Raw genomic sequence first — 24,736 nt, 5'->3', positions numbered from 1 at the left:
TCGGTGAGCCGTGCGGCCCTGGTGGCCACCGGCTGGCCCATCGTAGTCACGCCCTTGACGGACCGGCTCGCCCCCTCACGATCGCGTACGACGTATGGACGCACAGTGACCCGAGTGGAAAGCTCGAAAGCACCGCGGGCGTCGCCGGGCCGACCCGCACGCGGCCCCGCGTGTCCGCGAGCAGCCAGCATCCCCGAGGGGGCTGTGCCTCCTCACCGTGCACGTAACCGGGAGGCCAAGGCATGGGCGACAAGGCGAATGCACACCCCGGAGCCGCCGGCAGGGCTACAGCGGCCGACCACCCCGCGTCCGTACGGAATGTGGTGCTGGTCGGCCACAGCGGATCGGGCAAGACGACTCTGGTGGAGGCCCTCGCGCTGACCGCGGGGGCGGTGAACAGGGCGGGCCGTGTGGAGGACGGCACGGCCGTCTCCGACTACGACGACATCGAGCACCGGCAGCGCCGCTCGGTGCAGCTGTCCCTGGTCCCCCTCGAATGGGACGGCTACAAGATCAACCTTCTCGATACGCCCGGATACGCCGATTTCGTCGGGGAGTTGAGGGCCGGTCTGCGCGCGGCGGACGCGGCCCTCTTCGTCGTCTCGGCGGCCGACGGCGTGGACGGCGCGACCCGCATGGTCTGGGAGGAGTGCGCGGCGGTCGGTATGCCGCGGGCCATCGTGGTGACCCACCTGGAGGCGGCCCGCGCCGACTTCGGCGAGATGACACGGACCTGCGCCGAGGCGTTCGGGGCCGACGACCCCGATGCCGTACTGCCGCTGTATCTGCCGCTGCACGGCGCGCAGGGTCCTGACGGGCACGCTCCGGTGACCGGCCTCGTCGGGCTGCTCTCGCAGCGGATCTTCGACTACGCGTCCGGCGAACGCAAGGAGTCCGAACCGGGCGACGACCAGCTCCCGCTGATCGAGGACGCACGGAACAAACTGATCGAGGGGATCATCGCCGAGAGCGAGGACGAGTCCCTCATGGACCGCTATCTCAGCGGCGAGGACATCGACTTCAAGACCCTCGTGGACGATCTGGAACGGGCCGTGGCGCGCGGCATCTTCCACCCCGTGCTCGCGGCGGCGCCCGCGGCCCAGGGAGCCCGGCAGGGCATCGGCACGGTCGAGCTCCTCGAACTGATCACGGGCGGCTTCCCCACCCCCCTGGAGCACCCGGCACCCGCCGTCACCACCCCGGACGGCACAGCGCGGCCCCCGCTCGTCTGCGATCCCGGAGGGCCGCTGGTCGCCGAGGTCGTGAAGACGGCATCCGATCCCTACGTAGGGCGCGTCTCGCTCGTCCGGGTCTTCTCCGGCACCCTGCGCCCCGACGAGACCGTGCATGTCTCGGGGCACGGCCTCGCCGATCGCGGCCACGAGGACCACGACGTGGACGAGCGCATAGGAGCGCTCTCCTCCCCCTTCGGCAAGCAGCAGCGCACCCTCACCAGCTGTATCGCGGGCGATCTGGCCTGCGTCGCCAAGCTGAACCGCGCCGAGACCGGCGACACCCTCTCCGCCAAGGACGACCCACTCCTGATGGAGCCCTGGGACATGCCCGACCCGCTCCTGCCCCTCGCCATCGAGGCACACAGCAAGGCGGACGAGGACAAGCTCTCACAGGGGCTCTCCCGCCTGGTCGCCGAGGACCCGACGATGCGCCTGGAGCAGAACCAGGGCACCCACCAGGTGGTCCTGTGGTGCCTGGGCGAGGCCCACGCCGATGTGGCGCTGGAGCGGCTGCGCAGCCGGTACGGCGTGCAGGTCGACGTGATCGCTCACAAGGTCTCCCTACGGGAGACGTTCGCGGGCAGGTCGGCGGGGCGCGGCCGTCATGTGAAGCAGTCCGGCGGCCACGGCCAGTACGCGATCTGCGAGATCGAGGTCGAACCGCTGCCGGGCGGCAGCGGCATCGAGTTCGTCGACAAGGTGGTGGGCGGCGCCGTGCCGCGGCAGTTCATCCCGTCCGTCGAGAAGGGCGTGCGGGCCCAGGCCGCGAGGGGGGTGGCCGCCGGCTACGCCCTCATCGACGTACGCATCACGCTGCTCGACGGCAAGGCGCACTCGGTGGACTCCTCCGACGCCGCGTTCCAGACGGCGGGCGCGCTCGCCCTGCGCGAGGCCGCGGCCGACGCCAGGATCCACCTGCTGGAGCCGGTCGCCGAGGTGCAGGTCCTGGTCGGCGACGACCATGTGGGCGCGGTACTGAGCGACCTCTCGGGGCGCCGCGGCCGGGTGGTCGGCACCGAGCAGGCGGCCGAGGGACGCACGCTCGTCCGGGCCGAGGTGCCCGAGATCGAGATCGGGCGGTACGCCGTGGATCTGCGGTCCCTCTCGCAGGGCACCGCCCGCTTCAGCCGCACGTACGCACGCCACGAACCCATGCCGCCCCAGCTCTCCGAGAGGATGCGTGAACAGGCCCGTGGCGTCTCCTAGTTGAGGACTTCCGGAAGATGACCCGCCGGATGCCGCCCGTTCCCTCCCCTTGGGCGCGCGTGGCATCCGGCTGCCCACTGCCGGATGTCGGTGCACACAGATACGCTGATGACCTGATCAACAGGTGTGCCAGGCACGGAAGTCGGGAAAAGCCGCAGCAGCGAACGGATTGCGGCGATGGGGGCGGCAGTGGCGGACGACGTATTCGACTTCAGGCCCGGGGCTCAGGTCCCGCTGTCCGGGGCCGCGGGACAGACGGCGGCGACCCATGCCCTCGCATCGGCGGCGTACCGCGACGACAAGGCCGCGAAGATACTCGATGCCAACAACGAATGGCACAAGTCCGAGGTGAAAGACGGCCTGTTCTCGCTCTTCGCGCCGAATCTGGGCGAGGCGTTCGCACGGGCCGTGCAGGTGAGGATGCTCGGCGGCGCCCGCAAACCGCTCATCCAGTCCTTCGGCATGGAGCCGCAGTCGATCGTCGAGCACTGCCTCGCGGCGAACAACATCCGCAAGGAGCGCGACCGCTGGCTCACGGTCGTGATGGTGCTGTGCGGGCTGCTCTTCCTGCCCGGACTCCTCGCCTGGCTCCTGATCTTCATGGCCAGGCAGACCGTGGCCAAGCGCGACGACAAGCGCGTGAGCGCGATCGCCACGGCCGTCCTGGTCGCCGCGGGCGTCCTCGCCGTGGTCTTTCTCATCAAGCTGCCGATCGGCGGCCCTCTCGGCTGGTACATACGCGCGGCGATCGTGGTCCCCGTAGCGGGCTGGTTCTGGGCCAAGCTGATCGCCGAGCGCACCGCGAGGAACCTGCGCGACCGCTGGGCGAGCCTGCTCTCCGGCGGCGGCATCGGCGCCAAGATCCCCGAGGCGGTGCCCGGCAACCCCGGCGAGACCACCGCGGAGCGGCTCCGCCAGGGCCTGGAGCGCCTCTCCGCCGAGCAGCAGAGCAACTCGGTGTTCTACGCGGGCCCCAAGGGGATACTCGGCATGGGCACCCGCTGGGGCAGCTGGCAGCTCGCCGAGGAGCTGGTCTCCAGCAAGAAGGACACGGAGATCCACCCCTTCCGCAGCTGGGACGTCATACGGTCGGTGCACGACCAGCTGCGCCTCCTGGAGCGCGGCCCCCTGCACACGGGCGGCTTCCCGACCCCGTCGATAAAGCACTGGATCGTCTCCCCCATCGGAGAGAACGCGAAGGCCGTGGCCCGACCCAGCGGCACGGACGTCGAGGCCTTCCAGGTCCGGGGCCACGAGATCCAGCGGATCTGCAACGAACAGCAGTTCGGCGGCGGCGACCGACACTATCTCGGCTGCCAGTTCACGCTCTGGGACGGCCAGTTGGTCATCACGATGCTGATCACCGTGACCGTCCTGCACGAGACCCTGCGCATCGAGGTCACGGGACACGCGCTCGGCCCGGTCCACTCCCTGTTCACCAGCAAGCCCGATCCCAAGGTCAAGAAGGTCTCCAAGCCCATCAAGTTCTGGGAGACCATGGAGCGCAAGCTGCCGCTCGTCGACGCGGACGAGGTCGTGCGCCTCGCGCTCCGCGCACCCTTCACCTGGTATCCGCCGATCCTGGACTATCTCGGCGGCAAGCTGGTCCTGCCCGAGCCCTTCGGCCTGCGGCACGCCTGGGCCGACAAGCCCTGGCGGCACCGCTTCATGGCGGACGACGCGATGCGCGCGGCCACACCGGTGCTGCGCGTGGTGCACTCGGCGGCCATCAGGGTCCTCGAGGAGAACGGCGTCGACACGGAGAAGTTCGGCAACCGCTCCGGCTTCCTCAGCGGGATGATCCAGGACCCGATGCCGAGGAAGGCGGACGTGTACGACGCGTGAGCCGCGTCAGCCGACGGCGGGCCAGGCGTCGGCCAGCATCTCACGGGTGTCCGCGAGCAGCTGCGGCAGCACCTTCGTGTGCCCGACGACCGGCATGAAGTTCGTGTCCCCGCCCCAGCGGGGCACGAGGTGCTGGTGCAGATGCGCGGCGATGCCGGCGCCCGCCACCGTGCCCTGGTTCATGCCGATGTTGAAGCCGTGCGCCCCTGAAGCGGTGCGCAGGGCCGTCATGGCCTGCTTGGTGAACTCGGCGAGTTCAGCCGTCTCCGGGACGGTCAGCTCGGTGTAGTCGGCCACGTGGCGGTAGGGCACGACCATCAAGTGGCCGCCGTTGTACGGATAGAGGTTGAGCACCGCGTACACCTGCTCGCCGCGCGCGACGACAAGCCCGTCCTCGTCGGATTTGGCCGGGATGGAGCAGAAGGGACAGCCGTCTTCGGCCCCCGGACCGCTCGGCTTGTTCTCGCCCTGGATGTACGCCATCCGGTGGGGCGTCCACAGGCGCTGGAACGCGTCCTGCGTCCCCACTCCGATCTGCTGCTCCGGCTCACTCGTCATGAAGTGCAGCATATGACTTCGCCCGTTCGAAGCGTGTCGGCGGGGCGCCCGCCGGGTGCGGCCCGACGAAGCTGGACCGATGACCGATGACAGCCGTCAGGCACGCTGGGAGAAACGCACAGAGGCGCCGCTCGCCGTGGCGTCGCTTCTGTACCTGACCTCGTACGCGGTACAGGTCCTGGCCGCTGGCCTGCCGGCGGCATGGCACGGCATATGTCTCGCGGTGCTCTTCGCGGCCTGGGCCGCGTTCGCCGTGGACTACGCGGTGCGGTGGCGGCTGAGCGGGCAGGGCCCCCGCTTCGTACGCACCCACTGGCTCGACACCCTCGTCCTCGTCCTGCCCCTGCTGCGGCCGCTGCGCGTCGTGCACATCTACGAGGCCGTCCAGCGCAGGCACGACAGGCCACGTCTCGCGCTGCACGCGCGCGTGGTCGCGTACGCCGGTCTCTCGGCGCTGCTCCTCGGCTTCGCCGGGGCACTCGCTGTCTATCAGCACGAGCACGCGGCGAAGGGCGCGACGATCCGTACCTTCGGGGACGCGGTGTGGTGGGCGTCGGCCACGCTCGCGACCGTGGGCTACGGCGATGTGACACCCGTGACGCCACTGGGGCGCCTGATCGCGGTGGGTCTGATGCTCGGCGGCCTCGCGCTGCTCGGCGCGGTGACGGGGTCGTTCTCGTCGTGGCTCTTGCAGGTGTTCGCGCGGGAGGACGACGAGAGGCCCCCGGGACGATGAACGTCCCGGGGGCCTCTCCTGCACGTCACACCTGTACGCGGCTCTCCACCACGTCCAGGAGCTTGGCAAGGGCCTGGTCGCGCGGGATGCCGTTCTCCTGCGAGCCGTCGCGGTAGCGGAAGGAGATCGTGCCCGCGTTCATGTCGTCGTCACCGACAATGATCATGAACGGGACCTTCAGCTTCTGCTGCGTCCTGATCTTCTTCTGCATCCGGTCCGAGGAGGCGTCCACCTCGACCCGAAGGCCCTTCTTCTTGGCGTCCGCCGCGAACTCCTGGAGGTACGGGATGTGCGCGTCACCGACGGGGATGCCCACCGCCTGGACCGGGGCGAGCCACGGCGGCATCGCGCCCGCGTAGTGCTCGAGGAGCACCGCGAAGAACCGCTCGATCGACCCGAAGAGCGCACGGTGGATCATCACCGGACGCTGCTTGGAGCCGTCCGGCGAGGTGTACTCCAGGTTGAAGCGCTCCGGCAGGTTGAAGTCCAGCTGCACGGTCGACATCTGCCAGGTACGGCCGATGGCGTCCTTGCACTGCACGGAGATCTTCGGGCCGTAGAACGCGGCGCCGCCCGGGTCGGGGACCAGCGGAAGGCCCTGCTTCTCGGCGACCCTGCGCAGCGTCTCGGTGGCCTCTTCCCAGGCCTCGTCCGAGCCGACGAACTTCTCCGGGTCCTTGGTGGAGAGCTCCAGGTAGAAGTCGGTCAGGCCGTAGTCGCGCAGCAGGTTCAGGACGAAGGTGAGCGTCGTGTCGAGCTCGTCCGCCATCTGCTCCTTGGTGCAGTAGATGTGCGCGTCGTCCTGGGTGAAGCCGCGGGCACGGGTGAGACCGTGCACGACGCCCGACTTCTCGTACCGATAGACAGTGCCGAACTCGAAGAGGCGCAGCGGCAGTTCACGGTAGGAACGCCCGCGCGCATCGAAGATCAGGTTGTGCATCGGGCAGTTCATGGGCTTGAGGTAGTAGTCCACGCCCTCGTCGAGCTGCATGGGCGGGTACATGCCGTCGGCGTACCAGTCCAGGTGGCCCGAGGTCTCGAAGAGCTTCCCCTTGGTGGCGTGCGGGGTGTAGACGAACTCGTACCCCTCCTCCTCGTGGCGGCGCCGCGAGTAGTCCTCCATGACCCGGCGGATGATGCCGCCCTTGGGGTGGAAGACCGCGAGGCCCGACCCGATCTGCTCCGGGATGGAGAACAGGTCGAGCTCGCTGCCGAGCTTGCGGTGGTCGCGCTTCTCGGCCTCGGCGAGGAACTCCAGGTGCGCCTTGAGCTCGTCCTTGGTGGGCCAGGCGGTGCCGTAGATGCGCTGGAGCATCGGGTTCTTCTCGCTGCCGCGCCAGTACGCGGCGGCGTTGCGCATCAGCTTGAACGCCGGGATGTTGCGGGTGGTGGGCAGGTGGGGACCGCGGCAGAGGTCCTTCCAGCACAGGTCGCCGGTCTTCGGGTCGAGGTTGTCGTAGATGGTCAGCTCGCCGCCGCCCACCTCGACGTCCGCGCCGTCGTCGCTCGAAGCGGAGCCCTTGATGCCGATGAGCTCCAGCTTGTACGGCTCGTCGGCGAGCTCCTCGCGGGCGGCCTCGTCGGTGACGACGCGGCGAGAGAAGCGCTGGCCGCGCTTCTGGATCTCCTGCATCTTCTTCTCGACGGCCTTGAGGTCCTCGGGCGTGAAGGGCTTCTCGACGTCGAAGTCGTAGTAGAAGCCGTCCTTGACCGGCGGGCCGATGCCCAGCTTGGCGTCGGGGAAGAGCTCCTGCACGGCCTGTGCCATCACGTGCGCGGTGGAGTGCCGCAGGATGTTCAGGCCGTCCTCGGAGGAGATCTCGACGGGCTCGACCTCCTCGCCGTCCTGGACGGCGTACGCGAGGTCCTTCAGCTCGCCGGCCACGCGGGCGGCGACGATGGTGCGCTCACCGGTGAAGAGTTCGGCGGCCGTAGTGCCCGTCGTCACCACGCGCTCTTCCCGCTCGGAATCGCGTTGGATGATCACACGGACGTCTGACACCGGTCTTCTCCTACCTGAAGGGGTCGCGGCAGTTCTGCTCCTGCACGCGAAACGAATCGTACCGAGCCGGGGGCGCCCATCGCGAAACGGTTGTCCCCCCGGGCCCCGGCCGCACCCGACTAGGGCGCTTCTGATGGATCTCCGTGGGAGAAGGAGCGGCGTTCGGTGCGTGCGCTGGGGCCCCTGCTCGCAGAGCTTGGGGAGTGCGGTGTGAAGGGTCATGTGGCGGAGCCACATGACCCTTCGCGCCCTGCGTTGAGGGTGCGTGCCGGGCGTCGCGACGCCGCGGAGATCCATCAGAAGCGCCCTAGTCCCCGCTGCACGCCTCCTCGAAGAAGTCGAGATTCTCCTGGAGCGACTTCATCAGGCGGTCCTTCTCCGCCTCGTCCACCTGCACAGGCACCACACCGGAGGCCCCGGTGAGCCGCCGGAACCCGCCCCGGCTCTCCAGCCTCCCGTGCACCCGGATCGGCAGCCCGACCAGGTGGGCATGGCCCGCGATGCGGTACGACTCCTCGTCGAGCATCATGCGTACGTGGGGGACGTCAGCCCCGGCGAGCACCCGTACACGCACCGTCCCGTCACCCCGCGGCCCCGACCGCCGCATCCGCACCACGGCCCCCGTGATCCGCACCGGCATCGCAGGCTCGTCCCGCAGATAGCGGGCACCCGCCTCCCGCAGGACCGGCAGGTCACCCGGCGAGAACTCGACAGGCCCGGCATCGACCGCGCACCCCTCGGGCACCCCGGCGGCGGGCGCCCACTCCACGGCGACCCGCGCCCCTTCGGTGCCCCGCACAAGCGCCACCACGGCCTCCGTCAGCTCATGGCTGACGCCCGCCTCCACGGCGCCGTCGAAGGCGTCCATGCCACCCGTGGCTCGCTGATAGTCGACGGCCTCGCGGACCGCGTACAACGCCTGGTGAAGCCGCACCGCGAGGAGCCGCCCGGTCAGGACAGGCACGAACGCGGTGAGCTGCCGCCCGCCGGGAGCGGGCCCGACCAGGACGTTCTCCAGGGACGCGGCGGCGGGCCCGCGGTGCCGCGCACCGTAGTACCCGGCACGCCCGCGCGCCGCCAGGGCGCCGGCCAGCAGCATCTGCCGTGCCGCCGACCGCAGTTGTTCCTCCGCCGTCCAGGTCGCGGCGCCCGCCGGGCCCACCGGGACATCGCGCCACCAGCGGATCTCGTCGCTGGGCACAGCGAGCCCGACGAGCACGTCGCGCGCGGACGGCGCCGCGCTGCGGGACAGCGCGGTGAGCGCCTCGCCCAGCAGGTCGTCGCAGTCGGGGAAGGCCCTGCTCCCCGGCACGAGCAGGCTCGTGCCGCCCCCTCCGGGGCCCGGTGCGGTCCAGCGGGCATAGCGGCCCGCCGCTCCCCCTCGCCGGTGCCAGCCGTGCCGGTGGAGCAGCGCGCCGAGCACGGCGGGGTCGACCTGGGTGGGATCGGGGGGACCTGGCGGCCCCGGCGGAACGGCCCAGGGGCCCGCGACCTCAACGGGGTGCGGGCGAACGGGGCGTACTGGCTCTTCGATCGGGCGGTGCATCAGGGTCTCCCTCCCGTCCCGACCCGCGTCATGATCTCGCAGAGGGCCCTGTCGTCGAAGATCCGCGAGGTCGGAACGCGCACGGTGGTCCTGCGCCGGCCGGTCACCTGGTGTCCGGCGAGGTTGGTCCAGTAGCAGCAGTGCCGCAGGTCGAGCCGGTCGTGCCCCGCGCGCAGCCAGTCGTCCTGCGACCGGGGCACGAGCATCACGACCAGGATCTTGTGCACCGAAACCGGTGTGCGGGCGAGCTTCTCCAGGTGGGGGTTGTCGAGCGTGAAGGAGAAGGCGGGCCCCGGTGGGTTCGGCGCGATCTGGTAGGTGCATTTGAGCTGCACCTTGATGGTGACTTCGTCGTCGACCGTGTGCCCGGGGGCGCTGTGGCTGACGTGCCAGTCGATTCCGTTGTCGGGAAAGGGCTGTGAGAGCGAGCACCCCGCCGCGGCGGCGACAGCGTGCAGATAGCCCACCTGAAGGGTCTCCATACAGGCGGTGGTGGCGAGTGTGCCGCGCGGCGGTGCGATCCGCTCGGGCAGCAGCCCACCCTGTTCGGGCTGCGCGAGCGCCATGTCCAACGAGCCTTCCGAACCAGTGAATCCCCGCATCGGGCCGGTCAACTTCCGGGCCCTGTACCTCTGTTGTCTCCGAGCCGCGTACAGCGCAAACGGCCCGGGTATCACCAGCGTGGGCAGGGGAGGAAACCCATCTGCCGGACATGAACGAGGAGTTGCGTCACTATGACGTGCTGGTACGAGGGGCCGTTGGCCGCATTCGACACGGAGACCACAGGCGTCGACGTCGAGACCGACCGCATTGTGTCGGCCGCCGTCGTCGTCCAACAAGGCGCGGGCACGCGTCCGCGGATCACCCGCTGGCTGGTGAACCCGGGCGTTCCGGTGCCCGAGGGCGCCACCGCTGTGCATGGTCTGACGGAGGACCATTTGCAGCGCAACGGGCGCTGGCCGGCGCCGGTGATGGAGGAGATAGCACGGGAGCTCGCCGAGCAGGGCGCGGCGGGCCGTCCGATCGTCGTCATGAACGCGCCGTTCGATCTGACGATCCTGGACCGGGAGTTGCGCAGGCACCGCGCGTCATCCCTCGGCCACTACATGGCGGGCTCACCCCTGTGCGTCCTTGACCCACGGGTCCTCGACAAGCAGCTGGACCGCTATCGCAAGGGCCGCCGCACACTGACCGATCTGTGTGCGCACTACGCCGTGGAGCTGGACGAGGCGCACGACGCGGCGGCCGACGCGCAGGCCGCCCTGGATGTCGTACGCGCTGTGGGGAAGCGTTTCGCCGCACGGCTCGAACGGCTCTCGGCAGCCGAGCTGCACGCGCTCCAGGCGGTGTGGCACGCGGCGCAGGCACGCGGTCTGCAGGCCTGGTTCGCGCGCAGCGGTACGCCGGAGATGGTGGATCCCGCATGGCCGCTTCGTCCCGAAATGCCTGCGGCTGCCTGATGATTGACGCCTGAAGGGCCGAAGGCATGAGGGCACAAGGGCATGAAAAAACCGGTCCGTCGGTGACGGACCGGCATTCTCCGGGTGGGCGATACTGGGTTCGAACCAGTGACCTCTTCGGTGTGAACGAAGCGCTCTCCCACTGAGCTAATCGCCCGGGAACGGACTGAACAATACAGGTCCCGGCGGGTTTCCTTCAAACCGCTTCCGCGAGGGCCGTCAGCTCCGCCCGAGGTACGCCTTCAGGCCTCGCTCGCCCGCGCGCATCATCAGCGCGTGGTTGAGGAGGAAGGCGGGCCGCCCGGGGACGGCGAGGCGCCGCATCAGCGGTTTGCGCACCACCACTTCCTGGTCGTAGACCGCCCGCGTGCCGCCCGGCACCGCCGTGACGGTCCAGCGCGCCCAGCCGTCCAGATCCCCGGTCATCGCGATCTCCAGGATCCCGGCCTCGGGATCACGGCGCCGCTCGTCGGCGGTGACGAACAGGTCGTACGGCAAGAAGGAGCGGAAGCGCGCCGTGCCGCTGCGTTCGCCGACCGGCGTCACCTCGCGCACCTGCGGCCACCACTGCGGATAGTCCTCGGCGCGCTCGAGGGCGGCGTACACGTCGGCGCGCGGCGCCCGCAGGTTCCATACGTCGCGGAAGCGGTAGTGACTCCAGTCCATGGACCGAGTCTGCCGGTCGGGCCCCGATCTGAGTACGTACTGAGTATCCGCACCGATGCCAGCCGGTGTGTCCTGGACCACACTCCACCGACATGACGAACATTCCGCCCCCGGTCGAGGAGCTCCGCATCCTCGACCTGGAGCTGCACCAACTCGATGCGCGCAGGGCGCAGTTGCTGCAACGCCGCGCCTGGCTGCTCGGCGCCTTGCGGGCGACGGCCGCACCCGCTCCGGCTCCCCTGCGGCCGGTCCGCACCGCTGAGGCCACTCCGCCGAACGTGCAGAACGCGCTGCTCACCCTGGGCGGCGTCCTGCTGACGATCGCGGCGATCGCCTTCACCCTGGTGAGCTGGGGGCACCTGGGCATCGGCGGGCGCAGCGCGGTCCTGGTCGCCGTGACGCTGACGGCGCTCGGCGTCCCCGCGCTGCTGCTGCGCCGGAAGCTGCGTTCCACGGCGGAGACGGTGGCCGCGCTCGGCCTCGCCCTGACCGTCCTCGACGCGTACGCCCTCCATGTCGTCGCCCTGCCCCAGAGCGACCCCCTCGGCTATGCGGCCGCCACGTCCGCCGTGCTCGCCGCACTGTGGGCCGCGTACGGACTGCTGTTCCGCGAGCTGCGGCTGCCGTCGCCGCTTGCCGTGGCGACCGCTCAACTCCCCCTGTTCCTCTGGGCGCAGGCCGCGGGCGCGGGTGATCACGCGACGGCGGCCGCGCTCCTGGTGACGGCGGCGTTCGATGTCGCCGTCGCGCGGTGGGTGACCGAGGAGGCCGTACGCGTCGTCGCCTCCGTCGGCGCCTGCGGCGCGGGCATGTGGGGTGCGGTGGGCGCGGCGTGGCTCTCCTGGTCGGCCACTGATCTGCCCGACGCCACGCGGGCGGGCGCGCTCCTGATACTGGCCGCTTCGATCGCCCTGGTGGCCGCGTGGCTGATCACGCAGCCCTCGCAGGCGACGGGTGCGGCGTTCGCGGGCGGCCTGCTCGTGGCGGCCGCGGCCGGGGGCGTGCTGCGCGAGGCGCTGCCCGCCGCGTGGGCCGTGCCCGGCTATCTGGCGTGCGCCGTCGTGCTGTTGGCGGCCGTACGCACCGCCTTGCCGATCCCCGTCCTGCGGGGGATCGCCGGGGCGGCACTCCTGGTGCACGCGCTCGCGGTGCTGTGGACGCTGCCCGCGATCGTCACCGCGCTCGCCGGACCCGTGAGTTGGGCCGGGAAGGCGTGGTCGGGCGCGCCGCAAGACACGGGTGACGCGTCCGCCGTGCCCGGACTTCCCGTGCAGCACCCCGTCATGGCCTCTCTCGTACTGGCAGCCGTCGCCGGGGTCCTGTTCGCCGCGCCCCGGCTTCTGCCCGCCACGGCGCGGCCGGGGGAGCTGCCACGGGACCAGGCGTCGGCCAAACCTGCCACCCTGCCCGCATCCCCGCCTGACGAACCCGCCGCAGCTCCCGCTTCAGGACCCAGCGCAGGACCCGCCTCAGCTCCGGCTTCAGGCCCCAGCGCAGGACCCGCCTCAGCTCCCGCTTCAGGCCCCAGCGCGGGACCCGCCTCAGCTCCCGCTTCAGGTCCCGCCACAGAGCCCCACTCAACTCCCGCTTCAGGACCCGCCACAGAGCCCCGCTCAACTCCCGCCTCAGGCCCCTTCGCCGAACCACCCCCCGCCGCAGCGCGGCCCAGCACACCGCAGTTCAACAACCCCGGCATCACCCGCTCCGGCGCCCTGGCCCTCGCCTGGGCCGCCCTCCTCATCCTCCCGTCCGCCCTCCAACTCCCGTACGCAGTCGGGGTGTCGGCGTACATCGCACTGACCGCCGCCCTGCTCGCCGTCGCGTCGCGCGTCGGCTCGACGCCCCTCGCCCTCACCTCGCTGAGCCTGGCGGTCGCCTCATCGGTGAGCGTCGCGTGCCTCGCCCTGGCCACGACGGAGGCGACACTCGGCACCCTCGCCGCCCTGACGGCACTGTTCCTGACGGCGACCGTGCTCGCCGCCCGCCGCCAGGAGCCCGTCCCCGGGGTGGCGCCCACCGCCGTCTGCGCCGCCGTCACGTACGCCACCGCGCTCGCCTGCGCCACGGGCGCCGCGTGGGACCTGCGCCCGGACCACACCGGGCTGCTCACGCTCGTCGTCCCTGCGCTCGGCGCCCTCGCCGCGGCCCGGCTCGGCCGTCATGCGCTGACGCTGCCGGTCGAGATCACCGGTGCGGCGGCGGGCGGCCTCGCGATCGTTCTCACCGCGGGGCACGCGACAACCCTCGCCCTGGCCCTCGCACTCAGCGGCGTGATCACCGCGGGCACAGCGCTCCGCGCCGACCGCCGCTCCGTCGGGTACGCGGCCGGAGTGCTGTTCCTCCTGGCGAGTTGGGTACGCCTTGCCGCCTGGGCAGTCGAGACACCGGAGGCGTACACCCTGCCGGTGACCGTCCCCGCGCTCCTGATCGGCGCGCTGCGCCGCCGCCGAGACCCCGAGGCACGCTCCTGGACGGCCTACGGCCCCGGCCTCGCGGCAACCCTCCTGCCGAGCCTCGCCGCCGCCTGGAGCGACGCGCACTGGCAGCGTCCGCTGTTCCTCGGCATCGCGGCCCTGCTGATCACGTTGGCGGGTGCCCGGCACCGACTGCGGGCGCCGCTCGTCCTCGGCGGCACGGTCCTCGCCCTGGACGCGCTGCACGAACTGGCGCCCTACATCGTCCAAGTGGTGGACGCCCTGCCCCGCTGGCTGCCGCCCGCGCTCGCCGGACTGCTCCTGCTCGCCATCGGCGCGACGTACGAACAACGACTGCGCGACGCACGCCGGGTCCGTGACGTTCTCGGCAGAATGCACTGATCCGCTTTACCGGTGCGACATCCGAAGCCACATCCGACGGTGCATCAATTCCCTTGTGGCACAAGGGAAACAGAGTGAATACAACTGCGGCCCGGAGGCTTTTAAGCCTCCGGGCCGCAGTTCCGGGGTGGGCGATACTGGGTTCGAACCAGTGACCTCTTCGGTGTGAACGAAGCGCTCTCCCACTGAGCTAATCGCCCCGGGCGCACGGAGAACATTACCGCATGTCAGCGGGTGCCTCCGACCGCCTTGGAGTCACCCGTGGGTCACTCCTTGATCTTCCACGGCATCTCCATGCCGAACTTCCAGACGTAGATCCCGACGAGGACGGCGATGATCACCAGGCCGATGGTCGTCAGGATGATGTTCCGGCGGCGCACCTCGGGGTCGAGCGCACGCTGCGCAGCCTCGGTGACCTTCCGCTTCGTCCAGCGAAGGACCAGCTGAGCCCAGACGAACTCGGTCGCCCAGATCGCCATTCCGCCGAAGATCACCAGCCAGCCGGGGCCGGGCAGCGGCAGCATGACGATGCCCGCGGCAACCACCGCGAGGCCGACGATGAACACGCCCACCTGCCAGCTGAGGTGCAGCACCCTACGCGCCTGGACGTACTCCGGCGCACGCGAACCGAGCGGCTGTTCGTCCTTCGCGCCGGTGGCCGTTTCGGCGACCTCCGGCTCGTTACTCCCCGTATTCATACGGCCAAACCCTACCGGACGGAAACCCGTCACCGGAATGGCTGTACGACCGAACAAACAACCCGCCGTACGAGCTACCTAAAGACACCCATAACCCTCAGAGGGGTTTACAACGGCACCGTAGGTGGCATGTCGATTTCGCCGACGTGCGAATCCCCGAGCGCACACTGAGCGAAAGGCCCTGGCGCTTATGAACACCACGGTCAGCTGCGAGCTGCACCTGCGCCTCGTTGTGTCGAGCGAGTCCTCACTGCCTGTACCCGCAGGACTGCGGTATGACACGGCCGATCCCTATGCCGTGCACGCCACCTTCCACACCGGAGCCGAGGAAACCGTCGAGTGGGTGTTCGCCCGCGACCTCCTCGCCGAGGGCCTGCACCGGCCCACCGGAACCGGCGACGTCCGAGTCTGGCCGTCCCGGAGCCACGGTCAAGGCGTTGTCTGCATCGCCCTGAGTTCCCCCGAGGGTGAGGCTCTGCTCGAGGCCCCGGCGCGGGCCCTGGAATCGTTCCTGAAGCGAACCGACGCGGCCGTGCCTCCCGGTACGGAACACCGCCACTTCGATCTGGATACGGAGCTCTCGCACATCCTGGCCGAAAGTTAGCTCCAGGCAGCGCGAGAGCGCCCGGCGCCGTCCGACTCGGGGCGACGGCACGGGCATGCACAACAACCGCATAGGGCAGACACCGGCGCCGTCGCCGCGGATACCCGCGGGGACGGCGCCGGTGCGTCGTGTCGTGGAGCCGCTAGCATCGGCCAGCATCGGCGGGCACCCTTCCCCCAGCTCTCCCTGAGCGGGGAAGGCCCCACTACCCCCAGGCCAGGGAGCAAATCGTGCTGATCACCCACGACACCCGGTGCGCGCTCGACGCCGTGGTCGATCTGGTGAACACCGCACCAGACACCGAGAGCGCCACGAGCGCCGATGGCACCGAGACGGAAGGGCTCGCGGACCTAGCAGCTCTGGGCGAATTCGTACGAAGCCATGACATAAGTGACGTCGGGGTGCTCTCGGAGCGTGACCTGGCCGGCGTGCGGCACATCCGGAGCCGCTTCCACGAGGTCTTCGCGGCCCCCGAGCCACAGGCCGCAGCGGCGGTGATCAACGAACTGATCGCGGCGGCAGGCACCACGCCCCGGCTCACCGATCACGACGGCTACGACTGGCACGTGCACTACTTCGCGCCCGGCGCGTCCATCGCCGACCACCTGGCCGCGGACTGCGGGATGGCGCTGGCGTTCTTCGTGGTCGCCGGTGAGCAGGAGCGGCTGCGGCGCTGCGAGGCGCCGGACTGCCGGCGCGCCTTCGTCGACCTCTCCCGCAATCGCTCACGCCGCTACTGCGACAGCCGCACCTGCGGAAACCGGCTGCACGTCGCCGCCTACCGGGCCCGGCGCAAGGAAGCGGCGGGCTGAGGTCCCGGCCGCGGGCCCCTGGAGCCCTGTGGCGCCGGCCCCCTAGAGCCTCAGCAGATCGTGCAGCGAACCCATCAGGAGCAGGCAGCCGATCACCGCCAGGAAGATCATCAGGGGTGGCTGGGAGAGCGCGAACAGACAGCCCTGCGGCTCATCGGTCGCGGCTCGCTCATCGGTCGGCTCGGTCGGCGGGGCGGCATCGCCCTGTGCGGTGTCCAGCATCTCGCGGCGATGATGACGCAGTCCCGGGGGTGCCGCTGACCAACACGCCAAGAAGGCGCGGGAGTTCGCTGGATTCCGTGACCTTGATCGTTGACCTTGAAAAGTCCAGCGTCCGGCGCGTTCCGTCCATGGCTCGTCAGTGCGGCCCCTCGTCAAACTCAGCGGCAGCAGAATCCACACGAACGAGGGAGCCGCCGCTCATGCCCATCGAACGCAGACGGTTGTTGACCACCGCGCTCGGCACGGCCGCGGCCACGCTGGTGCCGCTCTCCACCCCATCCGCCGTGTCCGCCGCACCCCGCGCGTCCGCCGCGTGGCAACGGGTCCCCCATCGCGGCATCCGCCCCGACGACCCGGCGGGCCGCTCCCCCTTGGCCAATCCCCGCCGCGGGTTCCGCTACGAGATGTCGTACAACGCCGTCGACCTGACGAGCCCCTGGCCGAACGAGCAGGACCACTCCCCCGACGCCGCGCGGACGCTCGACCTCCTGGAGCGCGAGTACGGCCCCGGCGCGAACCTGACCCAGCTCTACTTCTACCTCTGGGACTACGCGACCTCCACGATCCCGCAGGGCGCGCTCGACAACATCGAGAGCGTCTTCCGCGGGCTCCGACGCAAGGGGTACGCGGCGGTCCTGCGTTTCGTGTACGACGACGGCGTGCGTGAGAACCGCCGCTACACCGTGCAGGACATCCAGCGGCACATCGGCCAGCTCGCGCCGCTCGTCACACGGAACAGCGATGTGGTCGCCGTGTGGCAGGCCGGGTTCCTCGGCACCTGGGGCGAGTGGCACGGGAGTCATTACGCCCACGAGACCTATCCGGACGCCGTCACCGCCATCATGACGAGCCTCGTCGAGGCGCTGCCGCCGGGGATGCAGACCCAGGTCCGCTACGCCGAGAAGCGCGACATGATCACCAATCGGGCGATCCTGGACCGGGTCGGCTTCCACAACGACTACGTGACGCTCGGCGAGGGCGAGTGGGACTACTACGTCCCCGACAACCCGGGCTGGCCCAGCTATCTCGACGTATCGCGGACGCGGATGGTGGACGGGGAGATGCCGTGGGACAAGGGGCAGAGCGCCGATCCGTACGCGTGGAGCACCGTCATCCCCGGAGTGGCCGCCGCGCGGCGGCTGCAGACGCTCCGGTTCGACAGCCTCTCCCTGGTGCACAACGCCACGGTGACCGTCCCGGCCTGGAAAGCGGCGGAGCTGACCGAGCGGCAGACGACGGACGCGCTGCTTCCGGTCTCGGACGGCTACTTCCGGGGGCGTGACGGGCGGCCCGTGGCGCGCACGCAGTTCGAGTATCTGCGGGATCACCTCGGCTACCGGATCGAGGTGCGCGAGGCGCGCCACGACCTGTCCGCCGCGCGGCCGGGCCGCCTCTCCGTGCAGGTCGACGTGGTCAACCGCGGCTTCGCCGCGCCGAAGCATCCGCGTCCCGTCCGGCTCGTGCTCCTGGACGCGGACGGGCGGACGGTGGCCTCGGCGGAGACCGGGGCGGACTGGCGCGAATGGCTGCCGCAGGGGCGTGCGGAGACCGGTGGCGATCACTCGGGCCCTGCCCCCGCGACCGTACACGGAGAGCTCGCCGTGCCCGCCGGGGCGCGTGGCCCGCATCGCGTGGGGCTCGCCCTGCCCGACCCCGCGTTCCCCGGCAGAGGGGCCGCGGTTCGGTGCGCGAACGGCTCTGTGGAGTGGGTCGACGGCGTGAACGTCGTCGCGAAGGTGCGCCTCGGCGGCTAGTCGGCCCTCCGTCCGGCCCCCTGCGGTATCAGATGCCGTGCTTCTTCAGGATGGCCTCGATGTCGCTGAAGTCCTCCTTGGGCGCGGCCGCCTTCGGCTTGGCCGCCGGCTGGGCGGCCGGGCGCGAACCCTGGCCCAGGGAGGGCGCGGACGCCGCGGGGGCCACCGCTTCGCGCTGGGCGGCCTTCGCCGCCTTGCGCTCCTTGCGGGTGCCGCCGGAGCGGCGCTCCACGGCACGGGTCGTCATGAAGAGCAGCCAGGCGGCGCCGAGGACGCCGAAGCCCGCCCATGCCTTCATGCTGAAGGCGGTGTCGGCGGCCCAGCCGACGACGCCTGTCATCACCAGGCCGACCGGGACCAGCGAATAGGCGGCGAGGCGCGTCGCCGCGAGGAAGCGCTTGCGGTACGCCGTGATGGCGGCAATACCGAGGCCGGCCGCGGATACGGCGGCACAGACGGTCTCGGCAATCATCTGGTCCTCCAGGCGTGCGGGCGTTGACGGTGACACTGTCGTCCCCTCCATCCTGCACCGGGTGGGGGCCCACAGGCCACGCCCCGAGCCGACTTCAGGGACATATCAGGGTCGGGCCTCCTCCCCAGGTTCCGGTCGGCGGTTTCCGGTCGGCGCCCGCGGTCCCGGTTGGGAGGGCGGACACGGGGCTGGAAGACTGTGCCCATGAGCGACTCTGCCCCCGCCGGCTCCACCGCCCCCGCAGGCCCCCTCGTCATCGACATCTGGTGCGAGCTGGAGTGCCCGGACTGCCGGACCGCCCTGGACGACGTACGCGCGCTGCGTGCCCGCTACGGCGACCGCGTCGACCTGCGCCTGCGGCACTTCCCCCTGGAGAAGCACAAGCACTCCTTCGCCGCCGCCCAGGCCGCCGAGGAGGCCTTCGAGCAGGGGCAGGGCTGGCCGTACGTCGAGGCCGTGCTCGGCAAGGTCGAGCAGCTGGCCCGCGACGGCGAACCCTTCCTGGTCGCGGCGGCCCGTGAACTGGGCCTGGACGCCGAGGAATTCGACACCGCCCTGGTCGACGGCCGGCACATGCTGATCGTCGACGCCGACCAGGCCGAGGGCAAGGCGATCGGCGTCACCGGGACACCGACGTACGTCATCGGGGACGAGCGCCTCGACGGCGGCAAGAGCCAGGACGGCCTGCGCGAGCGCGTCGAGGAGATCGCAGACCGGCTGCTCGCCGCCGGCCTCTAGAGCAGGTCCTTGTAGACGTAGTACGTGAGCGGCTCGTAGCCGAGGGACTCGTACAGGCGCAGTGCCGGAGTGTTGCCCGCGAAGACGTTGAGGCCGATGCGGGTTCTGCCCGCCTCGCGGGCCTGGGCCTCCGCGAGGAGCATCAGGGAACGGCCGTGGCCGCGCCCGCGGTGCTCCTCTTCGACCTCGACGTCGAAGACGAACGCGTCGTCGTCGCGCAGCGCCAGCCAGAGAGTGCCGACCTTCACGCCCTCATGGGTGAGCGCGCTCAGCAGGACGCCGGGCGTGGCAAGGCCTTGCGCCAGGTGGTCGGCGTGGTCGGCCTCGGACTTTGCACGGGCCTCAGCCTCAGGGACGCCGCGCTCGATCCAGGTCTGTGCATAGACCTCCGTCTCGTGCGCCAGCCACACCTCGTACTCGTCCTCGCTCATCGGCCGCCCCGCCACGCCCTCGGGCAGCGCGGGAGGGTCGACGGTCAGGGGCTTGGCCATCTGACGGTTGCGCTCGACATAGCCGAGGGACGTGGCGAGACGGTGGGCGGCCTCGGCCTCGGCGGGCACGGCCACCTCGATCCGCTTGCAGCCCCAGCCGCGCACCACTTCCTCGGCGGCGAGCACGGCGACGGTGGCACGCCCGCGCCTGCGGTCGGTGTCTTTGACGCGCAGGTCCCGGATCTGGGCGACGGCGGGGCCGAACACGGCGTGCGTGGCGAGTTCTATCCCGCCTACAGGACGGCTGTTGACACACACTTCGTAGGTGCGTGACTTCGCGCCGTCAGCGCTCTTCTTGAGCGGCCCGGTCGGCCGCAGGGTCGTGGTCATCAGTGGTGTTCTACCCGCCCTGCGGCTCGTACGTCATCGGGAATACGCGCGGATCGAGGTCTCTTGCCCGGCGATCACGGGTCGAGGTCGTCCGCCGCACGCTCGTCGAAGATCCTCATCGCCTTGGCGGTGACCGGGCCCGGGGTCCCCGGCAGTTCGCGGCCGTCGATCCGGCGCACGGCCTGTACGTCACGGAGTGTCGACGTCAGGAACACCTCGTCGGCGCGATCGAGGACGTCGAGCGGCAGATCGGTCTCCCGCGCGCCCGTCCAGTCGACGGCCAGCGCGCGCGTGATGCCCGCCAGGCACCCGGAGGCGACCGGCGGCGTGTGGATCTCGCCGTCGAGCACGACGAAGACATTCGATCCGGTGCCTTCGCACAGCTGCCCCACGGTGTTGGCGAACAGCGCCTCCGAAGCGCCCTGTTCGTGGGCGCGCGCAAGGGCGACGACGTTTTCGGCGTATGACGTGGTCTTCAGGCCGGTCAGAGCGCCGCGTTCGTTGCGCGTCCAGGGGACCGTGATCACGGCGGTCGTGTCGGGGCGCCTGTCGGCATCGCCGAGGGCGACAACCAGCGTCTGGCCCTGGTCACCACGGTCCGAGCCGAGCGGCGAGAGACCTCCGGTGTACGTGATGCGCAGCCGTCCCAGGGGCATCGGGTTGGCGTCGATGACGGCGGCGCAGGCGGCGCGCACCTCGTCCAGGTCCGGCTCGGGCAGGCCGAGACCCCGCGCCGAGCGGGCGAGCCGGTCCAGGTGCCGGGTCAGCGCGAAGGTCCGCCCCTCGACCGACTTCACCGTCTCGAAGATTCCGTCGCCCACGGTCAGTCCGTGGTCGAACACGGAGACGCGGGCGGTATCGAGGTCCTGCAGCCCGCCATTGAGCCAGATCTTCACCAAGGGGTCCCTCCACTCACTTCGTACGCTCCCGACGCTACCGCCAGCAGCCTTTCCGCCTTCAGCTCGGTCTCCCGCCACTCCCCCTCGGGGTCCGAGCCCCAGGTGATGCCCGCGCCGGTGCCGAAGCGCAGCACGCCCTCCGCGCGGTCGATCCAGAAGGTGCGGATGCCGACGGCCAGTTCACCGGTGCCCCGGTCGGCGTCGACCCAGCCGATGCCGCCGCAGTACGGCCCGCGGGGCGCGGTCTCCAGGGCGTCGATGATGCGCAGGGCGCTGGACTTGGGGGCGCCCGTGACGGAACCGGGCGGAAAGGTGGCGTCGAGAAGCTCGGGCCAGCCCGCGTCCGGGCGGAGCTCGCCGCGAACGGTGGAGACGAGATGGACGAGCCCGGGGTGCTTCTCGACCACGCAGAGGTCGGGCACGGTCACGGAACCGGTCTCGCAGATCCGCCCGAGGTCGTTGCGGACGAGGTCGACGATCATCACGTTCTCGGCGTAGTCCTTCTCAAGAAGGTCCGCCTCGGTGCGGCCCGTGCCCTTGATCGGCCCCGACTCCACGACGCGGCCCGCGCGGCGCAGGAACAGTTCGGGCGAGGCCGTGGCTATCTCGACGCCGTGTCCGGGGACGCGGATCGTGCCGGCGTACGGAGCGGGGTTCCCGCGCGCGAGGAGCGCGGTCAGGGCGTCGACGTCGGCGCCGTCCGGGACCGGCGCCGACAGGACGCGGCAGAGATTCGTCTGATAGACATCGCCCGCCGCGATGTGTTCGCGCACACGCCGTACGCCGTCCATGTACGCGGCGCGGTCGAGCGACGACGTCCAGTCACCGGCGGCGGGACCCCGCCACGCCCCCGGCACCGGAGCGGGCACCGGCTCCGCGCGTACGTCGTCGAAGCGGGCGCAGACGAGACCACCGTCGAAGCTCGCTGCGACCGCCCAGAATCCGCCCGCGTCCAGGGCCGAAGGATCGCTGGTCACGTCCCTGAGGCCGGTCGCGAGCAGGCCGCCGAAGCGCGCCATGGGCAGGGGCGGCACGGAGGGCGGTCGTGAGGGTGTCTGAGGGGCGCTGTGCACGTCTGCGAGTCTATGACCGGCGTCCTGGGCGCGCCCCGGGCCGGTGACAGCGCAGCACGCTGCGCAAACGCGTTTTTGTACTGGCCCAGGAATCCGCTAGAGTTCAACACGTCGCCGGGACGCGCAAGCGGGCCGGGAAAGACAAGCGGACGTAGCTCAGTTGGTAGAGCGCAACCTTGCCAAGGTTGAGGTCGCCAGTTCGAACCTGGTCGTCCGCTCGCAGGAAGTGGGGGATCTTCCCGACCCCCCGCACTCCTGGTGGAGTGGCCGAGAGGCGAGGCAACGGCCTGCAAAGCCGTCTACACGGGTTCAAATCCCGTCTCCACCTCCAAGCGCGATTAGCTCAGCGGGAGAGCGCTTCCCTGACACGGAAGAGGTCACTGGTTCAATCCCAGTATCGCGCACGCAGCACAACTGAAGGTCTGGTCCGCAAGGATCCCCGCGCGATTAGCTCAGCGGGAGAGCGCTTCCCTGACACGGAAGAGGTCACTGGTTCAATCCCAGTATCGCGCACGCAGTAGTCATCACACGCAGTACGCAGCACACGCAATTGACCCGCGCGATTAGCTCAGCGGGAGAGCGCTTCCCTGACACGGAAGAGGTCACTGGTTCAATCCCAGTATCGCGCACCATCCGTACGAAGCCCCCGGCCGTTCCCACGGCCGGGGGCTTCGTCGTTCCTCCCGTCAGGAGGAGAAGAGCATGTGCCCGAAGCTCTTGTGGCGCCTGTCGTGGCCGTAGTGCCCACCGTGACCGCCGTGGTGGCCGCCGTGCTGGGGAGCGCCCCACTGCGGGGCGGGAGCGGCCGGGTACGCCTGTGGGGCGGGCGGTGGCGGCGGGACCTGCTGGCCGCCCTGGCCGCCCCACTGGGACTCGACCCGGCTCAGGGCCTCGAGCTCGCCGTAGTCGAGGAATATCCCGCGGCAACCACTGCACTGCTCGATCTGGACGCCATTGCGGTTGTACGTGTGCATCGGTGCATGGCACTTGGGACACTGCATGGTCGGCTCAACTCCTCGCCGGTCGTGACTGTTTCGCCGGATCTCTGCCCGGCTTCGGTGCGTTGCAGCCTACTTCGTGACGGTGGGCGCCAACTCCGGCGGGAGGGCGGCCATGCGATCACATGCGTCGACGACGGCCAGCTCGATCTCGTCGAGAGGCCTGTCCTCCTTGAGGGACTTCACGATGGCCAGAGCGGCGGTCTGCGCGGTGAGCGCGCGGGCCGGTGCGTCGAGGGCGGGCCACGGGTCGGCGCCGTCGGCCGGTACCGCGGGGCCGCGTGCCGCGCGGTAGGCGGTGAGGAAGCGGGTCCACTCGTCGGGGGCGAGGAGACCGCAGGCGTACCAGGCCGCGGGGCGGGCCAGGTCCCAGGCCGGGTCGCCGAGGCCGAGGTCGTCGACGTCGATGAGCAGCCAGCGCCCTTCGGGGGTGCGCACCAGCTGGCCCAGGTGCAGGTCTCCGTGGCACAGGAGCCCCGGGAGCGGTGCGGGGGCCTCGGCTCGGGCCCAGGCGGGCAGCGTGGCCCAGGCGCGCTCGACGGGGGCGGCCGCGGAGTGCGGGCCCGCCGCCCGCATCCGCGCCATCGCCAGGGCGGCCTTGGCCGGGCCCCGCATGTCCGGGAGCGAGTGCGGGAGTTCGGCCGCCGGCGTGGCGTGCAGCCGTGCGAGGAGGGTGGCTACGGCCTCCCAGGGGGCCGCGTCGGGGTCGTCGCGGTCGACCGGGGTACCGGCCCTCCAGAGGGTGACCAGGCGGCCGTGGAGCGGCATCGCTGCCTCACTGAGCGGGGGGAGGAGGGTGCCGTGGAGTGCGGCGGCCACCTTCAGGCGTGCCGCGAGCTCGACCGGGTCCGTGCCGGGGGCGTGGGCCTTGGCGACGGTGTCGCCGTGGCGGATGACCGTGGCGTCGTCCCGGTCCGCGAGAACCGCCTCGGGGGCGCAGGCGCACGGGGTGCGGTGAGCCGCGTGGCGGGCCTTGGCGGTGAGGGCGGGCAGCAGTGCGGTCACAAGTCCCTCGGGGTACGTCGACGGGTCTTCCCGAGAGGGTACGCACTGGCAGCGGGTACTACCGGGGGCCTGGTGTCCGCAACCATCAATTGCGCAACCCCAACGGCGATCAGCCACCTACGCGAGAGCGGCGCCGGTTCAGGCGCAAAGAAAGGCCCGCGCAGCTCCCCAGCTGCGCGGGCATTTCTCATTGCCGTCCGCCGCACCCCCGTCCCCACGGGGTTTCCTGGCCGGATGTCCCCGCCCGGACCGCTCATCCGGGCCTGGGGCGCCGCTCAGCGCCCCAACATCACGCCCACGGACGACGCCTGTGTGACCACCGCTTCCCAGCCGCCGAAGACGACTACGAGCAGGGCCGCCAGAGGAAGAACCATGGCCGTCGCCACCAAGGGGTGACGCGTGCCGGACGGGCGGACGCCGAACGTGGCGAAGGCCTTACGTCCCTGCGTGCGGATCATTGCCCGCGGTGCCGTGTCCGCCATGGTTCCTCTCCTGACCGAGTCTGTTCAGATGTGGAGCGGCGGGTGTCTGACCTCGGGGGACGAGTGCGGCACCCGCCGCTTGACTTCA

The 24,736-nt window shown here is 70.7% G+C and carries 23 protein-coding genes and 7 tRNA genes; 14 read left to right on the top strand and 16 right to left on the bottom strand.

All coding sequences use genetic code 11. From position 1 onward, the window contains the following. Positions 1-242 precede the first annotated feature (242 nt). Together ACGFSB_RS12940 and ACGFSB_RS12935 are read left to right on the top strand one after the other, a co-directional pair. Positions 243-2,441 carry an elongation factor G-like protein EF-G2 gene (locus ACGFSB_RS12940; protein WP_393397779.1) on the top strand — a complete coding sequence of 733 codons (2,199 nt, stop codon included), beginning with the start codon at positions 243-245 and terminating at the stop codon, positions 2,439-2,441. A 177-nt stretch (positions 2,442-2,618) separates the two neighbouring features. Beyond that, complete coding sequence (locus ACGFSB_RS12935; RefSeq protein WP_393397777.1) at positions 2,619-4,286, top strand: hypothetical protein; 1,668 nt, start codon at positions 2,619-2,621, stop codon at positions 4,284-4,286. A gap of 6 nt (positions 4,287-4,292) precedes the next feature. Here ACGFSB_RS12935 and ACGFSB_RS12930 read toward each other — a convergent pair whose 3' ends face one another. Continuing rightward, the gene (locus ACGFSB_RS12930; protein WP_393397775.1) at positions 4,293-4,856 is read right to left on the bottom strand and encodes an HIT family protein; all 564 of its coding nucleotides are present in this window, start codon (positions 4,854-4,856) and stop codon (positions 4,293-4,295) included. 67 nt (positions 4,857-4,923) lie between these two features. On the opposite strand from ACGFSB_RS12930, the gene ACGFSB_RS12925 reads away from it, so the two are divergent. Beyond that, entirely contained in the window at positions 4,924-5,580 is a 657-nt protein-coding gene (locus ACGFSB_RS12925; RefSeq protein WP_393397773.1) for a potassium channel family protein, read from the top strand. A 25-nt stretch (positions 5,581-5,605) separates the two neighbouring features. On the opposite strand, the gene thrS is transcribed toward ACGFSB_RS12925, so the two are convergent. From thrS to ACGFSB_RS12910, 3 genes are all read right to left on the bottom strand, one after another. Continuing rightward, the gene (gene thrS / locus ACGFSB_RS12920; RefSeq protein ID WP_393397771.1) at positions 5,606-7,582 is read right to left on the bottom strand and encodes a threonine--tRNA ligase; all 1,977 of its coding nucleotides are present in this window, start codon (positions 7,580-7,582) and stop codon (positions 5,606-5,608) included. A 307-nt stretch (positions 7,583-7,889) separates the two neighbouring features. Continuing rightward, on the bottom strand, positions 7,890-9,131 hold the full coding sequence (locus tag ACGFSB_RS12915) for a hypothetical protein (RefSeq protein WP_393398074.1): 1,242 nt from the start codon (positions 9,129-9,131) through the stop codon (positions 7,890-7,892). Further along, positions 9,128-9,694 (bottom strand): DUF4365 domain-containing protein, encoded by a 567-nt coding sequence (locus ACGFSB_RS12910; RefSeq protein ID WP_266868974.1) that lies wholly within the window; start codon positions 9,692-9,694, stop codon positions 9,128-9,130. The genes ACGFSB_RS12915 and ACGFSB_RS12910 overlap by 4 nt, the downstream gene beginning before the upstream one ends. Before the next feature lie 168 nt (positions 9,695-9,862). Here ACGFSB_RS12910 and ACGFSB_RS12905 point away from each other — a divergent pair, with 168 nt between their 5' ends. Beyond that, positions 9,863-10,588, top strand: a complete 726-nt coding sequence (locus ACGFSB_RS12905) for a 3'-5' exonuclease (RefSeq protein ID WP_393397769.1) — start codon at positions 9,863-9,865, stop codon at positions 10,586-10,588. An 85-nt stretch (positions 10,589-10,673) separates the two neighbouring features. Here the strand turns inward: ACGFSB_RS12905 and ACGFSB_RS12900 are convergent. Then, a tRNA-Val gene (locus ACGFSB_RS12900) sits at positions 10,674-10,745 on the bottom strand. A 62-nt stretch (positions 10,746-10,807) separates the two neighbouring features. After that, positions 10,808-11,254, bottom strand: coding sequence for an SRPBCC family protein (locus tag ACGFSB_RS12895; RefSeq protein WP_393397767.1), 447 nt, complete (start codon positions 11,252-11,254; stop codon positions 10,808-10,810). A gap of 92 nt (positions 11,255-11,346) precedes the next feature. Between ACGFSB_RS12895 and ACGFSB_RS12890 the strand changes: the two genes are divergently transcribed. Next, positions 11,347-14,070: an SCO7613 C-terminal domain-containing membrane protein gene (locus tag ACGFSB_RS12890; protein WP_393397765.1), complete on the top strand. Its 2,724-nt coding sequence runs from the start codon at positions 11,347-11,349 to the stop codon at positions 14,068-14,070. Between the two features lie 128 nt (positions 14,071-14,198). Here ACGFSB_RS12890 and ACGFSB_RS12885 read toward each other — a convergent pair. Continuing rightward, positions 14,199-14,270 (bottom strand) — tRNA-Val (locus ACGFSB_RS12885). A 66-nt stretch (positions 14,271-14,336) separates the two neighbouring features. Then, entirely contained in the window at positions 14,337-14,768 is a 432-nt protein-coding gene (locus ACGFSB_RS12880) for a TIGR02611 family protein (RefSeq protein WP_393397763.1), read from the bottom strand. Between the two features lie 190 nt (positions 14,769-14,958). On the opposite strand from ACGFSB_RS12880, the gene ACGFSB_RS12875 reads away from it, so the two are divergent. Next, positions 14,959-15,372 (top strand): SsgA family sporulation/cell division regulator, encoded by a 414-nt coding sequence (locus tag ACGFSB_RS12875; protein ID WP_003959770.1) that lies wholly within the window; start codon positions 14,959-14,961, stop codon positions 15,370-15,372. A gap of 230 nt (positions 15,373-15,602) precedes the next feature. Next, complete coding sequence (locus tag ACGFSB_RS12870; RefSeq protein ID WP_393397761.1) at positions 15,603-16,184, top strand: CGNR zinc finger domain-containing protein; 582 nt, start codon at positions 15,603-15,605, stop codon at positions 16,182-16,184. Positions 16,185-16,226: 42 nt separating this feature from the next. On the opposite strand, the gene ACGFSB_RS12865 is transcribed toward ACGFSB_RS12870, so the two are convergent. Continuing rightward, the gene (locus ACGFSB_RS12865; RefSeq protein ID WP_393397759.1) at positions 16,227-16,406 is read right to left on the bottom strand and encodes a hypothetical protein; all 180 of its coding nucleotides are present in this window, start codon (positions 16,404-16,406) and stop codon (positions 16,227-16,229) included. A gap of 200 nt (positions 16,407-16,606) precedes the next feature. Here ACGFSB_RS12865 and ACGFSB_RS12860 point away from each other — a divergent pair, with 200 nt between their 5' ends. After that, positions 16,607-18,160, top strand: a complete 1,554-nt coding sequence (locus tag ACGFSB_RS12860) for a DUF4874 domain-containing protein (RefSeq protein ID WP_393397757.1) — start codon at positions 16,607-16,609, stop codon at positions 18,158-18,160. Positions 18,161-18,188: 28 nt separating this feature from the next. On the opposite strand, the gene ACGFSB_RS12855 is transcribed toward ACGFSB_RS12860, so the two are convergent. Next, positions 18,189-18,632: a hypothetical protein gene (locus tag ACGFSB_RS12855; RefSeq protein ID WP_393397755.1), complete on the bottom strand. Its 444-nt coding sequence runs from the start codon at positions 18,630-18,632 to the stop codon at positions 18,189-18,191. 204 nt (positions 18,633-18,836) lie between these two features. On the opposite strand from ACGFSB_RS12855, the gene ACGFSB_RS12850 reads away from it, so the two are divergent. Further along, positions 18,837-19,370, top strand: coding sequence for a DsbA family protein (locus ACGFSB_RS12850; protein ID WP_393397753.1), 534 nt, complete (start codon positions 18,837-18,839; stop codon positions 19,368-19,370). Here ACGFSB_RS12850 and ACGFSB_RS12845 read toward each other — a convergent pair. The 3 genes from ACGFSB_RS12845 to ACGFSB_RS12835 form a co-directional block, all read right to left on the bottom strand. Then, positions 19,367-20,191 carry a GNAT family N-acetyltransferase gene (locus ACGFSB_RS12845; RefSeq protein ID WP_393397751.1) on the bottom strand — a complete coding sequence of 275 codons (825 nt, stop codon included), beginning with the start codon at positions 20,189-20,191 and terminating at the stop codon, positions 19,367-19,369. The two genes, ACGFSB_RS12850 and ACGFSB_RS12845, sit on opposite strands and share 4 nt — an antisense overlap. A gap of 74 nt (positions 20,192-20,265) precedes the next feature. After that, entirely contained in the window at positions 20,266-21,087 is an 822-nt protein-coding gene (locus ACGFSB_RS12840) for an aminotransferase class IV (RefSeq protein WP_393397749.1), read from the bottom strand. Further along, positions 21,084-22,109 (bottom strand): chorismate-binding protein, encoded by a 1,026-nt coding sequence (locus ACGFSB_RS12835; protein ID WP_393398072.1) that lies wholly within the window; start codon positions 22,107-22,109, stop codon positions 21,084-21,086. The genes ACGFSB_RS12840 and ACGFSB_RS12835 overlap by 4 nt, the downstream gene beginning before the upstream one ends. A 199-nt stretch (positions 22,110-22,308) precedes the next feature. On the opposite strand from ACGFSB_RS12835, the gene ACGFSB_RS12830 reads away from it, so the two are divergent. From ACGFSB_RS12830 to ACGFSB_RS12810, 5 genes are all read left to right on the top strand, one after another. Beyond that, positions 22,309-22,381 (top strand) — tRNA-Gly (locus ACGFSB_RS12830). Positions 22,382-22,420: 39 nt separating this feature from the next. Next, positions 22,421-22,494 (top strand) — tRNA-Cys (locus ACGFSB_RS12825). A gap of 1 nt (position 22,495) precedes the next feature. After that, positions 22,496-22,567 (top strand) — tRNA-Val (locus ACGFSB_RS12820). Positions 22,568-22,604: 37 nt separating this feature from the next. After that, positions 22,605-22,676, top strand: a tRNA-Val gene (locus ACGFSB_RS12815). A 44-nt stretch (positions 22,677-22,720) separates the two neighbouring features. After that, positions 22,721-22,795, top strand: a tRNA-Val gene (locus tag ACGFSB_RS12810). Between the two features lie 54 nt (positions 22,796-22,849). On the opposite strand, the gene ACGFSB_RS12805 is transcribed toward ACGFSB_RS12810, so the two are convergent. From ACGFSB_RS12805 to ACGFSB_RS12795, 3 genes are all read right to left on the bottom strand, one after another. After that, on the bottom strand, positions 22,850-23,164 hold the full coding sequence (locus ACGFSB_RS12805) for a zf-TFIIB domain-containing protein (protein ID WP_393397747.1): 315 nt from the start codon (positions 23,162-23,164) through the stop codon (positions 22,850-22,852). A gap of 69 nt (positions 23,165-23,233) precedes the next feature. Then, the gene (locus ACGFSB_RS12800) at positions 23,234-24,166 is read right to left on the bottom strand and encodes an aminoglycoside phosphotransferase family protein (protein WP_393397745.1); all 933 of its coding nucleotides are present in this window, start codon (positions 24,164-24,166) and stop codon (positions 23,234-23,236) included. 275 nt (positions 24,167-24,441) lie between these two features. Beyond that, positions 24,442-24,648 carry a hypothetical protein gene (locus ACGFSB_RS12795; RefSeq protein WP_160503827.1) on the bottom strand — a complete coding sequence of 69 codons (207 nt, stop codon included), beginning with the start codon at positions 24,646-24,648 and terminating at the stop codon, positions 24,442-24,444. Between the last annotated feature and the right edge of the window lie 88 nt (positions 24,649-24,736).

The organism is Streptomyces sp. NPDC048441 (assembly GCF_043200235.1).
In the GTDB taxonomy this organism is placed as follows: domain Bacteria; phylum Actinomycetota; class Actinomycetes; order Streptomycetales; family Streptomycetaceae; genus Streptomyces.
The sequence above is the reverse complement of the archived record's forward strand: the minus strand, read 5'-3'. Positions and strand labels throughout refer to the sequence as shown.